Origin of the sequence: Corynebacterium curieae (assembly GCF_027570035.1) — a bacterium.
Classification (GTDB): Bacteria; Actinomycetota; Actinomycetes; order Mycobacteriales; family Mycobacteriaceae; genus Corynebacterium; species Corynebacterium curieae.
Genome location: NZ_JAKMUU010000001.1, coordinates 807,766 through 821,027 on the forward strand (window position 1 = coordinate 807,766; position 13,262 = coordinate 821,027).

Here is a 13,262-nt window from a genome sequence, read left to right on the forward strand (position 1 = left end):
TGCGCCACCACTGGATGTATCCACTACCGAGCTTAGCCCCAACGCGGCCTCACGCGCTGTGAATTTAGTCCCCTCTTTTGGAGGGAGAAGGCGGTGAACTTGCGTTAAATTACCCCCATTTACCTCCAAATTAACGCCCCCAATGGGTCAGAAACTCCCGCACGGGGTGAGTAATCGGGCATGATAGGAAAAGGAAAAGCGGGGCACTCCCCCACTCCACACACCCAAATTACATAGGGGACCTCCCACTTCCGCACCGTTAGATATCAGTTCACCGCGCCATCGCGGGCGCCGCAAGGATTAAGGACATACGCAATGAGCTCTGAGAATACTGACCCACTGCAGACTGCAGGCCAGGCGGATTCTCCTCACGCTGCCCACGCGGAATCTGTCAGCATTGACTCCGTGGTGGACGTTGCGATCAAGCAGTTTTCCCGCTGCGGTTTTGCAGAAACCAAGCTGGATTCCATCGCCCAGGAATCCGGCATGTCCAAGCGCATGATCCACTATCACTTTGGCGATAAGAAGGGGCTATACCTGCGCGCGCTGAGCACCGCCGCGCAGCGCCTCAACCCGCCCGAGGACGCCCTGGAAATCGATACCACGGTTCCGGTCGAGGGCGTGCGCAAGCTGGTGGATTGGCTCTTCCGCGAGCGCGTAGCCAACCCGGAGGCCATCCGGATGTTGGTGTGGGAGACCAACCAGCAGATTGTGGACCCAGCTCAGCAAGCGGTTGCAGACGTCACCGGGGTCGCCCTTCATCTCGATCGCCTGCTGCTCTTGGGCCAGGACGCCGGCGCCTTCCGCCCGGGTATTTCCGCCAATGACATCTTTACCCTCATTTCCTCGTTGACCGTATACCGCGTGACCAACCAGGTGATGGTGGAAAACATGCTGGGGGTAAACTTCAATACCAAAGAAAATATCGACGGCATGCATAGGCTCACCGTCGATGCTGTGCTGGCGTTTTTGACCGCCAATATTCCGGACTCAGGCCACGAGTCCTACCTCACTTCTTCCTCTTTCGATACTAAGGAGGGCGACGAGGCCTCGCCGCAGGATATCTACAGCGAGGAGTAGCCGCGCAGGCTTAGGCGGATTCCTTGGCCTCATCCTTATAGCTAAACTGCGGCTCCGCGCCCTCAGTCACGCACTCTGGGGTGATATGCACCGTGGCGATATCCTCGCGATCCGGCAGGTCGTACATGACCGGGACCAGCAGCTCTTCCATAATGGCGCGCAAACCACGTGCACCCGTCTTGCGCTCCAAGGCAAGCTCCGCGATAGCGTCTAATGCCGCCGGCTCGATTTCTAGTTCGCAATCATCCATCTCAAAGAGGCGGCTGTACTGCTTTACCAAGGAATTCTTTGGCTCGGTGAGCACCTTGACCAGGGATTCACGGTCCAGGTTATCCACCGTGGCCACGACAGGAAGGCGGCCAATGAATTCTGGGATGAGCCCGAACTTCACCAGGTCTTCTGGGCGCACCTGGGAGAAGAGGTCGACCTTTTCACGCTCGTCCTTGGTATCCAAATTGGCGCCAAAGCCCACGCCCTTCTTGCCCACGCGATCCGCAATGACCTGATCCAGCCCAGCGAAAGCGCCGGCGACGATGAACAAAATATTGGAGGTATCCAGCTGGATAAACTCCTGGTTCGGGTGCTTGCGCCCGCCCTGCGGCGGGATGGCCGCCACGGTGCCTTCCAGGATCTTCAGCAGGGCCTGCTGCACGCCCTCGCCGGATACGTCGCGGGTAATGGACGGGTTTTCCGACTTGCGGGAAATCTTGTCCACCTCGTCGACGTAGATGATGCCACGCTGTGCGCGCTCCACGTCAAAGTCCGCGGCCTGCAGCAGCTTCAACAGGATATTTTCCACGTCTTCGCCCACGTAGCCGGCCTCGGTGAGGCTGGTGGCATCGGCGATGGCAAAGGGGACATCGAGAAGCCGGGCCAAGGTCTGCGCCAAGTAAGTCTTACCGGAACCGGTAGGTCCCAACATCAAGATATTGGACTTAGAGATCTCCACCTCGTCGCCCTCGGCCTTCTTGCGGCGGGCGTCTAGCGCAGCGGACTCCTCCGCCTTGATGCGCTTGTAGTGATTGTAGACCGCCACGGACAGCACGCGCTTGGCCTTGTCCTGGCCAATGACGTACTTATCCAGAAAGGCGGAAATCTGCGAGGGCCGAGGCAGGCGCACCTCCGCATCGGAGGATTCCTGTGCCTGTTCTTGGCCCAGTTCCTCTTCGATGATCTCATTGCATAGCTCTATGCACTCATCACAGATGTAGACACCGCCGCCGGCGATGAGCTTTTTCACCTGTTTCTGACTCTTGCCGCAAAAGGAACACTTGAGCAGGTCAGCGCTTTCTTGCATACGTGCCATTAAGTTCTTTCACACTCGCTTTTCGTTACCGCTACTCATATACGGAAGGACGATTCTACCCTTCCGAGCGGCTCCAACTTCATCTGTTTCTACCTTAGTAAATCAACCCGACAGGCCCTTCATTCATTCCCTTCCGCGTGGCGAATTTCCCGGTATTTTCCGCCCCCGTGAAGGCTAGACTGGGAGGTGAAACCCGCATTTCACCCTCTCAAGAACAGGAGCATCATGTTCGATCTCACAGACCGCGTAGCCATTGTCACCGGCGGTGCTTCCGGCATTGGCCGCGGCATCGTCGCCTCGCTGCGAGAGGCCGGCGCCACCGTCATCATCGCCGATATCAACCTCGACCACGCCACCACCACTGCCAAAGAGCTGGGCGCCAGCGCCGTGCGTGTGGATGTAACCGACCGTGCTTCGGTCAAGGACATGTACCGCCAGGTCGTTGCTGAGCACGGCGGGTTCGATATCGTCTGCTCCAATGCCGGTGTCTTCCCCAATTGCCCGCTGGCAGAGATGACCGATGAGCGGTGGGAGGCCATGTTTGCCATCAATACCCACGGCACCTTTAAGGTGGTCCAAGAAGCACTGCCCTACCTACAGGAACGCCGCTATGGCCGCATCGTGATTACAACGTCTATTACCGGCTCGCACACGGGCTTTCCCGGCTGGGCCCACTATGGCGCATCGAAAGCCGCCCAGCAGGGATTTATGCGCTCGGCTGCGCTCGAAGTAGCCCGCGATGGAATAACCATCAACGGCGTCCTCCCCGGCAATATCCTTACCGAGGGCCTCGAAGCCCAGGGCCAAGAGTACCTCGACCAGATGACACGTTCGGTGCCTTTGCACCGCCTTGGCACCCCACGGGATATCGGCAATGCAGCGGCCTTCCTTGCTTCGAAGGAGGCAGGCTACATCACCGGCCAAACTCTCGTTATTGACGGCGGCCAGCTCCTTCCCGAAACCCCCGAAGCCATCTTGCCGCCGCGCGACTAGCTCTGCTTGCCGACGCCCCCTTCTACTCAACCAACACAGCACAAGGCCCCTTGTCGCACTTTCGCAACAAGGGGCCTTGTGAGGATTTCATTCAGTGGCTACTTATTGCAGCCAGTCGAAGTCGAGCAGGAAAAGTTCTGCATCGAGCATCTCGTGTTCATCCGGTGCATGACCGGTGACGGCTTCTAGTGCCTCTGCAACATCCTTAGCCGTAGCAGGGGTCTTATCAGCGTCAAGCAGGGTTTCTGCCACCAAAGCACGAACCGGAGCTTCCGAAACGGTGTCCAAGCCGGTGCCAGTGGTGGAGCCCTTGAACGCATCAGCGATGCCGTCCATCAAAGAACGCATCTTGTTCATTACTCACACCTCCATGTGGCTCATCTCTGTTTGATAGAGACGAATATACGCGACACACCACCCCTAAGCAACCCCTAGGTTGCTTAACGTTAACCTTTTGTTAACTTTCGGAAAGTGTGCCGCGCACCACAGAAGAAGTTTTCTCCCGAGTAAATAGTGGTGGCCTAGAGGTCACCGAATGGCGTAAAGCCAAAGTAGTGGTCCAGCGTATCGCGGGCAATCCACATAATGGCCACGAGGATAACTACAGCCAACACGGCGTAGACGGTCCAGCCAAGCACCTTCATCTGAGCGCTTGCCGGGGTATCGCCTACGACAACGCCGTTGTCATCGCGAATGGGGTCACCAGTCATGCACCGCATACCTAAGGAGAAAAGGAGCGGGATGCCAGCGCCAAAGACCAATGCTAGGCCGGCAACTTGAACGAGGGACTGAAAGATTTCTGCAGCGGTCATGATTTAGCGCTCCTCTTGAGCAGTAGACGGCGCGGAAGCTTCCTCCGCATGAGTAGCAGCAACTGGAGCGGCGCCAGCAGCGACAGGCTCCTTGTGGTCAGAACCAGCACCGGCACCGGCACCCATAGAGGAATCCACGGACTCGGAGTTCGGGTCCCAATCATTGTTCACGTTGGAGGCATCCACTGGGTTCATGCGGGAGCGAACAACGATGAGTCCGGCCATGGCCAGCAGCAAGACGAAGTCCACAATGGCGCCAGTTGCCACGTTGGTAAAGGAGGAGACACCGTGTGCCAGCCACCAGGTAGCAAAGCCTACAAAAGCCGCGCACGGCAGGGTGATGAGCCAGGCGGAAACCATACGCATTGCCACACCCCAGCGAACCTCGGCGCCGCGCCGACCCAAGCCGGTACCCAGGATGGAACCGGTGGACACGTGAGTGGTAGACAGTGCCATACCACCGGTCGCAGAGGTCAGGATGATCGCTGCGGAGGTAGCCTCGGCGGCCATGCCCTGCGGGGACTCGATCTCCACCAGACCCTTGCCCAGGGTGCGGATAACGCGCCAGCCGCCAGACAAGGTACCGGCCGCAATGGCTGCGGCACAGGAGATAATGACCCAGGTGGGAATGCGGGCGTCGGCAACCGCATGCCCAGAAGCAACCAGCGCCAGGAAGATAACGCCCATGGTCTTCTGCGCATCGCCAGCGCCGTGAGCTAGGGACACCAGGCAGGCGGTGACAATCTGACCCTGGCGGAAATGCTCATTCTTAGCCTTATTCGGAATGGTGTTGGTCACCCAGTAGATAAGGAAGGTAGCGCACGCTGATACCAGCGCGGCGATAATTGGGGAGGCCACAGCCGGGATAATAATCTTTCCGGCAATAGAGGACCACTCCACACCAGCCGAGCCCATAGCGGCGAACGCAGCACCGATGAGACCGCCGAACAAGGCGTGGGAGGAACTGGAGGGCATGCCCAGCAGCCAGGTAAATAGGTTCCAGATAATGCCGCCAATAAGGCCGGTGAAGACCACCATCAGCAGTGCTTGGCCGTCGGTATCCGCAGCTGCACCGGAAAGGTCATAGGAATCAAGGTTCACAATGCCCTTTGCCACGGTCGCAGCAACGTTGACCGAAAGGAAGGCACCGACAAGGTTGAGGACTGCGGAGATTGCCACCGCAGTAAAAGGCTTCAAGGCACCAGTAGCAATGGACGTGGCCATCGCGTTGGCAGTGTCATGAAATCCGTTCGTAAAGTCAAAGGCAAGAGCGGTAACCACCACAATGCCGAGGATAATCAGAGTCGCTGTCACAGCGTTGGCCCCTTGGAAAGAAAACAAATGAACACGGTAGGTATCTACGGCATCTTCACGCATCGCAGACGAAATGCACAATACTCCTGCCAAGAACCACAGACAATTGCTTTTCTTTAACGTTTTCTTTGGTTAACCTTAATTTAACCTTCGGGGGTGCAAATTAGACTCATCAAATGCGACGAAGAAATGAATCTTCGCTGCTCATACCTTTTATATTCCATTTCTACCTCGCACGCCGCAAGTGATAAAAACCACTTAAGGAGGTATGCCGGCCTTGGGCCAACACACCTCCAAAACCGGGGTATTTTAAAAGCGCCTAACGGAAGGTAGAGAACTTCCTTACTACCCATCGGCTAAGCAGGAGGACAATACCACCTAGCACGATGGAGACAATGCCAAGGGAAATAAAGAAGGTGTTCTCCGCACTCGCATCATCTGGGTCATAAAAGCTAGCCAACGAGCCAGCCAACGACGTACCCATGGCCACCGCCATCATCCACACAGCCATCATGCGCGAGGGGAAGGCAACTGGCGCTACCTTAGTGGCCAATGCATTGCCCACTGGCGACAGCAACAGCTCACCCATGGTGAATAGGAACAGGATGAGGATGATGACATACATCGGAGTCGAGTTCGCGGCCGCACCAGAGTAAGGCAAGAAGAAAAATAGCGAAATGCCGATGATGATATTGGCTACGCCAAACTTGACCGGTGTGGACCACTGCCTGTCCCCGAGCTTTGTCCACATCGTTGCGAAAATCGCGGAGAAAATGACAATAAAGATGGGGTTAATAGACTGAACCAGTGATGGCGGAACTTCCCAGCCAAAGACATGTCGATCCAAGCGCACGTCCGAGTAAATCGTCATCACAGTAAACTGCTGCTGGAAAATGCCGAAGAACAGCACACCGGAAACAAACATTGGGATAAAGCCCAAAAGCCGGTTCTTTTCCTCGCGGGTGACCAACTTCGAGGTATACATCTGGATCCAGAGATAGATCGCTGCCACAAGCGCTACCCCGGTGACAATATTGGACAGCCAATCAACCTGGATGACCCCGGTAGCCAAAGCTACGACCACTACCACGATAATGGCCGCAACGGCCCCTACGCCCAGCAGCAGCTGCTTGGTCGTGGCTGGGTTCGGTACATCGTGCCCCGCATCCTTAATAGTGGTTTTGCGCATTAAGGAGTACTGAATCAAACCTAGGGCCATGCCCACAGCCGCGATGCCAAAGCCCCAGTGGAATCCTTGCCATCCCCAAAGCGCAGTTGTAATCAACGGACCGACGAGGCCACCGATATTAACGCCCATGTAGAAGATGGAGAAACCACCGTCGCGGCGCGGGTCATCACGGCTATACATAGAGCCGAGCACGACCTGGGCAGTGGTCTTAACGCCACCAGAGCCGACAGCAATCAGGACTAGGCCGATGGCCAGTCCAGTTACCGCGGGGATAAAGGCCAAAGCTAGGTGGCCAACCATCACCATAACGGCCGAGTAAAACAACGTGCGCTCCGCACCCAATACGCGGTCTGCCACGAGCGAGGCTAATAGGCAGGCCATGTACACCAAGCCGCCGTAGGCGCCCACGATCGACGTAGCATCAGCCCGATCCAGACCGAGACCGCCATCGGTGGTGGCGTAGTACATATACAGCAAGACGAGCGCCTGCATGCCGTAGAAGCTAAAGCGCTCCCACATTTCCACGCCAAAGAGATTGGCCAAACCCCAAGGATGACCAAAGAAAGTGCGTTCGCCGCTCTGCGGGGTGGGCGCGGCGGCCTGTGCTGCCACGTCAGATGTGTGTTTCTCCATAAAATAATATGACCACTCGGAGTTCTAAATCACAAATCCTACGCTATAGGTTTAGTGTCGCACGATAGAAATAAACCTAACGACCTGCAGAAAATTCTCTTCGAGCTTTACCCCATTCGGGTGCAGGGAGAAAGCCCTCCAACCAGCAGAAAACGCACAAGGCCCTGCCCTGCAGCTCAAGTTTGGCTGCAGGGCAGGGCTTTATGGGGCGTCCTATCCCGTTCTAAGCGTTGAGTTTGCGGTACTCAAAGACCGTATCGATGATGCCGTATTCCACGGCTTCCTCAGCAGTCAGAATCTTATCGCGATCGGTATCGATGCGGATCTGCTCTGCGGTACGGCCGGTGTGCTCCGACAACGTAGTCTCCATCAGCTTGCGCATACGCTCAATCTCAGCGGCCTGAATCTCCAAGTCAGAAACCTGGCCCTGAGTGCCTTGGGTTGCTGGCTGGTGAATGAGCACGCGGGAGTTCGGCAGCGCTGCGCGCTTGCCCGGTGCACCCGCAGCCAAAAGCACAGCTGCTGCAGAAGCGGCCTGACCCAGGCACACGGTCTGAACGTCAGGACGCACGTAGCGCATGGTGTCATAGATAGCCATCAGCGCGGTAAAAGAACCACCCGGCGAATTAATGTACATGGTGATATCGCGGTCCGGATCCTGGCTTTCCAGAACCAGCAGCTGCGCCATGATGTCATTAGCAGAGGTGTCATCCACCTGGGTGCCCAAGAAGATGATGCGCTCTTCAAAGAGCTTGGAATATGGGTTGGTTTCCTTGGTGCCCTGTGCGGACTGCTCAATGAAGGACGGCAGAACGTAGCGGGAACTTGGCATCTGAGGTTGATTCATAGTGATTTTCTCCTTATTCCCTAGTTGCTCAGTGGGCCGTTAACGGACTCGATGACGTGGTCGACAATGCCGTATTCCTTAGCCTGCTGTGCAGTCATCCAACGGTCGCGGTCAGAGTCCTTGGTGATCTGCTCAAAGGTCTGGCCAGTGTGCTCCGCAATAAGCTCGGCCATCTCACGCTTTGTTTGTGCAAACTGCTCAGCCTGGATAGCGATGTCTGCAGCAGTACCGCCAACACCAGCAGAAGGCTGGTGCATCATAATACGTGCGTGTGGCAGTGCGAAGCGCTTGCCTTTAGTTCCGCCGGAAAGCAGGAACTGCCCCATGGAAGCTGCCAAGCCCATGCCATAGGTAGCGATATCGCAAGGCGAGTACTTCATGGTGTCGTAGATGGCCATGCCGGCCGTAACGGAGCCACCCGGGGAGTTGATGTAAAGCGAGATATCGCGAGTGGGGTCCTCCGCGGATAGCAGCAGGATCTGCGCACACAGCTTATTGGCAATCTCATCGTCTACCTGGGTGCCCAAAAAGATAATGCGCTCATGCAAGAGGCGCTCATAAACGCTATCTCCCAAGCTCAGGCCGGAGCCCGAGGGGTTGTTCATCTGAAGCTGGTCAGATTTCTTAGACATTCGAATAGTCTCCTTGAGGACGGTTAATCTCTAATGCCCCCCACACTACTTAATGTGGCAGTGGTTGTGGGCACTGTTCGCTATCAGCGTTTGGCCCGAACTTGTGGCCATGCCTCCTCCGCTAGACATGGCAAAAGCCCAGCCCATAAAGCACTTTTGCGGCCATTGGGCTGGGCTTTCAAAGAAAAGGCTTACTCCGCGTCGGTAGCGTCGTTGTCTTCCTCTTCGATTTCACCGAAGTACTGGTCAACGTCCACGTCGTTGCCCTCTTCATCCTTAACGGTGGTGCGGCAGATAGCGGCAGCCAGTGCCTTGCCACGACGCACGTCAGAGAAGAGGTTGGCAATCTGTCCGTTGGACTGCAGCTGCTGGATGAACTGGTTCGGATCCATGCCGTAGGACTGTGCGGTAAACAGGATGTGGTCGGTCAGCTCCTGCTGAGAGACTTCCGGCTCTTCCTGCTCCGCCACGGCGTCGAGGAACAGCTGGGTGCGGACGGACTCTTCCGCCTGCTCGTGGGTCTGCTTATCAAACTCTTCACGGGAAGTTCCCTGTGCCTCGAGCAGCTGAGCCAAAGCCTTCTCATCGTGAGCCAGCTGGCCCAAGATCTGGTGCAGCTGAGAGTGAGCCTGCTCATTTACAACGGACTGCGGCAGCTCGAACTCAACCTCAGACAGTGCAGATTTCAGAACCTCATCGCGGATTTGTGCCGCCTGCTCAGCCTTCTTGGTCTCCTCCACCTGGGTCTTGGTGGATTCGCGCAGCTCGTCCATGGTGTCGAACTCGGAAGCCATCTGAGCAAACTCATCGTCCATAGCCGGCAGCTTGCGCTCCTTGGACTGCTGAACGTGGACCTTGATGGTGGCTTCTTCGTCCTTGTGCTCGCCAGACTGAATGGTGGAGGTGAACTCGTTGTCCTCACCGGTCTTCATGCCGCGCAGGGCGGTATCCAAGCCCTTGATGAGGTCATCGTCACCGATGCGGTAGGACAGACCCTCAGTAGAGGCGTCCTCGATCTTTTCGCCGTCAATCTCAGCGGTGATATCGATAATGGCGTAGTCACCGGTCTTCATCTTGCGCTTGGTGTCCTTAAGCTCACCAAAGCGCTCAGCCAGCTCCTCCAGAGCCTTGTCGACGTCCTCTTCGTCAGCCTTCAGGGCCGGAACGGTAACGGAGATCTTGGAAAAGTCCGGAACCTCGAACTCTGGGCGGATATCAACCTCTGCGGTAAATTCCACAAAGTCCTTGTCCTCGATCTTGGAGATATCAACGTCCGGCTGGCCGATGACCTTCAGATCGTTTTCCTTCACTGCCTGCTCGTAGCGGGAAGGCAGCATGTCATTGACAACCTGCTCCAGGATGGGGCCGCGGCCGAAGCGAGCGTCAATAAGCTGGCGCGGTGCCTTGCCCTTACGGAAACCTGGAATAGAAACCTGCTGCGCGATTGCCGCGTAAGCCTGATCGATTTCCTGGTCCAGCTCCGCAAACGGAACGTTGACGGTGAGCTTAACGCGGGTATCGCTCAGCTTGTCTACGGTGGTCTTCACGAGTGAATCTCCCTGGCTTCATTGTTTTACGTACATAAACTTAAAGGGGGTCCGGAAATCCTTATTAGGGCATTTCCAGACCCCCATACGTCGGGGCGACAGGATTTGAACCTGCGACCCCCTGCTCCCAAAGCAGGTGCGCTACCAAACTGCGCCACGCCCCGTATGTAGGCCACCAAGTTGCCTTGGCTGCGTTGCATACCTGAGACAGTGTACCGTGTCCGTTTTAAATCTCCTAAACGGACCCCCATTAAACGGCATCACCGCAGCCTAGCAGCCATTTTTGACAGGTTTCCGGCTAAAAATCGAAATCAAACATTCCATCAAAGAAACCGTCACCATCACCATCCGTCAGGCCGTCAAAGAAACCGCCACCGTCATCACCGCCGCCCATATCGCCAGCGTCGCCTGCATCGCCGCCGTCGGCACCGAAATCTCCACCGCCCATTTCATCGGGACCGCCCCAAGCGCCGCTTTCCGCGGCCGCCGCGGAGTAACCGACGCCAGACATGCCAGAAAAGAGCGCATTAAACATCATGGAGTAGCCCATCATCCACACACCGGTTTGCAAAGCATCTGCCCACCACGGACGGGAATACCAACCAGCGGGAACCGGACGCCCTGCCACGGTGCCACCTGGGTAGTAGTTCGGGGTATCCGCCGAAGCATATGGAGAGGCAGTAATCTGCTGACCATTCGCTTCTACCGTGCGCTTTTCAGTGACCTTGCCAGCCGCGCGCTGACCTTCCAGCGGAGGTAGTTCCGGCCCCGGGTTCATACCCATAATTTCGCGAGCGGCATTAACGTAATGCATTCCCTCCAATGCAGATTCACGGGCCAGATTGGCCTGTTTAACGGTCGTTGCTTGCGCAATCGCGGAATTCGCCGCGGTAAAGCGCTCCGAGGCGTCCGCCATCGCTTGCTGAGAAGCAGTATCCGTGCCAGAAATCTGCATTACCTGGCCGCCGAGACGTTCTATCCACCGGCGGGCATCAGCCTGGGCGTCCGCAAGCTGCGTTGCTTCACGCTCCTCGCGCTTCTTTTTGGAGGTGCGCGAGGAAATTAGCCAAGCTCCACCGCCCAGCACGATTGCCACAAGAAGAACGTTCACAGAAATCATCGCTTTCTTTAACGAGGTTTAGTCTCGCTGAACCAACGGTTGACGCGGCCATTCAGTTCCCTATGCCTTGCCCATTTTATTTTTTGGCCCTGTGTGCGCTAAAGTATGGCGCAGCGTTTCAATAGCGCTCTGTGGGAATGTCGTATAGTGGCTAATACCTCAGCCTTCCAAGCTGAAGACGCGGGTTCGATTCCCGTCATTCCCTCCAATTTCGCTCATCTTTCAGGTGGGCGATTTTCGTTTTCTACCTACCCCTGACCCGCCCATTCCGGCTTAAGCCCCCATTCCCAGCTGGCCACACTTGTTTTAAGGCAGAAATATGCGGCGATGTGTAGGGTGGCGCGCATGACTTCAGCCAATAAGTATTCCGAATTCATCCGCAATCGCCATTCTCCCCGCGCCTTCCTGCCGGAGCCCATGCCGGTAGAAGACATCAAGCAGGTTCTGGAAGACGCCCAATCCGCCCCGTCTAACTCCAATACCCAGCCGTGGAATGTCCACCTCGTAGGCGGGGAAACACTCAAAGAACTAAGCGCCGCCCTTATTGAGGAATTCGATACCAACGGGCTCAGCCCGGATTTCACCACCGATTATGGTGAGGGTGTCCATCCCAAGCGATCTCAAGAGTTGGCCGCCAAAATGTACGGGCTGCTTGGTATTAAGCGCGAGGATAAAGAAGGCCGCATGGAGTTTATCCGCGAAAACCTGCGCTTCTTTGGCGCACCCCATGCGGTGCTTCTTTTTATCCCGCCGATGGGCGACCGCATCCGTGCCGCCTTTGACCAGGGAACCTACACCCAAAACTTCCTGCTTTCCCTGGAAGCACACGGATATCACGGCATCCCACAGGGCATGATCTCCTTGATTGTGCCAACCGCACGTGAATTCCTCGGCGTGGACGAGGACTACAAGCTAGTCACCGCCATCACCTTTGGTACTGCCGATGAATCGAGCCCGGTCTTCAAGACGGATCCAGGCCGCGCGCCGCTATCGGAAACCATAACGATCCACGGCATCGAGGGCTTGGACCTCGATTAGGGGTCCAGCCCTACCAGAGACCTACTTTCAGCCAATCAGCTCAGCGAACGGCCAGGGGCGGAAGTAAATAAGAGAAGGTCGCCGAAAGGGGGCGTCGGCAAGCCTAGAATTATGGCCATGGATATCACTCTTGCGACCTTTGACCATGCCCCCGAGTCCGCACTGCGCGGCGTGCGCTTTAAGAATGCGTGGGTGCCTTCGGAAAAGTATGCGGATTCGCGCCGCGGTACGCTCACCGGCCAGTACCCGCAGCGCCAGGCCACCACGCGCATCAGTGAGGTCTTTGCCGGCGTGGGTTATGAGGTGCGCGAGGATACGCAGCCGGCCGGCGCAGATGTCTTTCGCTTGCTAGAGCAGCCCAGCGTAGAGGAGCTCGACCAGGTTAAGGGCGTTATTGCCATCTGCTCTTTGCTGGGCGGGAATGCACCGATGTCGGTACTGTGGCCGGGCGTGGCAGAAAGCGGGGAGAATAATGAGCTCGTCTCCCCTATTGACTTGGCTCCCACGCTCGCCGCTATTGCTGGGCTCGATGTGCGGCCCAATGCTCGCCTGTCCTTCGATGGGTTGAACCTGGTGCCGGTGCTGCGCCATGGCGCCTCGGGGCATGCCGCGTTGTTCTTTGATAATGGCGTGCGCATGATTGATGCCTCGCTTATCGACGACACGGCTAACCCACCCCATGAGCGCGCCCGCCTGCAGGATGAGTGGGAGACGTGGAATAAATTCATCACGCTCGGCCCGCTGCAGTAGA

Annotated in this window: 13 protein-coding genes and 2 tRNA genes; 5 read left to right on the top strand and 10 right to left on the bottom strand. The window is 56.7% G+C overall.

What is annotated here, in order from left to right:
* The first annotated feature begins 315 nt into the window (after positions 1-315).
* Complete coding sequence (locus L8V01_RS03715) at positions 316-1,080, top strand: TetR/AcrR family transcriptional regulator (RefSeq protein WP_269945788.1); 765 nt, start codon at positions 316-318, stop codon at positions 1,078-1,080.
* A 10-nt stretch (positions 1,081-1,090) separates the two neighbouring features.
* Here the strand turns inward: L8V01_RS03715 and clpX are convergent, their stop codons facing one another.
* Positions 1,091-2,386, bottom strand: a complete 1,296-nt coding sequence (gene clpX, locus L8V01_RS03720; RefSeq protein ID WP_269945789.1) for an ATP-dependent Clp protease ATP-binding subunit ClpX — start codon at positions 2,384-2,386, stop codon at positions 1,091-1,093.
* A 225-nt stretch (positions 2,387-2,611) separates the two neighbouring features.
* On the opposite strand from clpX, the gene fabG reads away from it, so the two are divergent.
* Positions 2,612-3,379, top strand: a complete 768-nt coding sequence (gene fabG / locus L8V01_RS03725; RefSeq protein ID WP_269945790.1) for a 3-oxoacyl-ACP reductase FabG — start codon at positions 2,612-2,614, stop codon at positions 3,377-3,379.
* A gap of 102 nt (positions 3,380-3,481) precedes the next feature.
* On the opposite strand, the gene L8V01_RS03730 is transcribed toward fabG, so the two are convergent.
* The 9 genes from L8V01_RS03730 to L8V01_RS03770 form a co-directional block, all read right to left on the bottom strand.
* The gene (locus L8V01_RS03730; RefSeq protein ID WP_269945791.1) at positions 3,482-3,736 is read right to left on the bottom strand and encodes a hypothetical protein; all 255 of its coding nucleotides are present in this window, start codon (positions 3,734-3,736) and stop codon (positions 3,482-3,484) included.
* A 164-nt stretch (positions 3,737-3,900) separates the two neighbouring features.
* Positions 3,901-4,191, bottom strand: coding sequence for a hypothetical protein (locus tag L8V01_RS03735; protein ID WP_269945792.1), 291 nt, complete (start codon positions 4,189-4,191; stop codon positions 3,901-3,903).
* Positions 4,192-4,194: 3 nt separating this feature from the next.
* A complete protein-coding gene (locus L8V01_RS03740; RefSeq protein ID WP_269945793.1) occupies positions 4,195-5,505 on the bottom strand; it encodes an inorganic phosphate transporter in 1,311 nt (436 codons plus the stop codon).
* 319 nt (positions 5,506-5,824) lie between these two features.
* Positions 5,825-7,327: a peptide MFS transporter gene (locus L8V01_RS03745; protein ID WP_269945794.1), complete on the bottom strand. Its 1,503-nt coding sequence runs from the start codon at positions 7,325-7,327 to the stop codon at positions 5,825-5,827.
* 223 nt (positions 7,328-7,550) lie between these two features.
* Complete coding sequence (locus L8V01_RS03750; RefSeq protein WP_269945795.1) at positions 7,551-8,174, bottom strand: ATP-dependent Clp protease proteolytic subunit; 624 nt, start codon at positions 8,172-8,174, stop codon at positions 7,551-7,553.
* A 20-nt stretch (positions 8,175-8,194) separates the two neighbouring features.
* Entirely contained in the window at positions 8,195-8,806 is a 612-nt protein-coding gene (locus tag L8V01_RS03755) for an ATP-dependent Clp protease proteolytic subunit (RefSeq protein WP_269945796.1), read from the bottom strand.
* Between the two features lie 191 nt (positions 8,807-8,997).
* Positions 8,998-10,353: a trigger factor gene (tig, locus tag L8V01_RS03760; protein ID WP_269945797.1), complete on the bottom strand. Its 1,356-nt coding sequence runs from the start codon at positions 10,351-10,353 to the stop codon at positions 8,998-9,000.
* A gap of 90 nt (positions 10,354-10,443) precedes the next feature.
* Positions 10,444-10,517, bottom strand: a tRNA-Pro gene (locus L8V01_RS03765).
* 134 nt (positions 10,518-10,651) lie between these two features.
* On the bottom strand, positions 10,652-11,473 hold the full coding sequence (locus L8V01_RS03770) for a DUF1542 domain-containing protein (RefSeq protein ID WP_269945798.1): 822 nt from the start codon (positions 11,471-11,473) through the stop codon (positions 10,652-10,654).
* A gap of 133 nt (positions 11,474-11,606) precedes the next feature.
* Here L8V01_RS03770 and L8V01_RS03775 point away from each other — a divergent pair.
* From L8V01_RS03775 to L8V01_RS03785, 3 genes are all read left to right on the top strand, one after another.
* Positions 11,607-11,681: transfer RNA gene (locus L8V01_RS03775), tRNA-Gly, on the top strand.
* 137 nt (positions 11,682-11,818) lie between these two features.
* Positions 11,819-12,511 carry a nitroreductase gene (locus tag L8V01_RS03780; protein ID WP_269945799.1) on the top strand — a complete coding sequence of 231 codons (693 nt, stop codon included), beginning with the start codon at positions 11,819-11,821 and terminating at the stop codon, positions 12,509-12,511.
* Between the two features lie 117 nt (positions 12,512-12,628).
* Positions 12,629-13,261 carry a hypothetical protein gene (locus L8V01_RS03785; RefSeq protein ID WP_269945800.1) on the top strand — a complete coding sequence of 211 codons (633 nt, stop codon included), beginning with the start codon at positions 12,629-12,631 and terminating at the stop codon, positions 13,259-13,261.
* Position 13,262 lies beyond the last annotated feature (1 nt).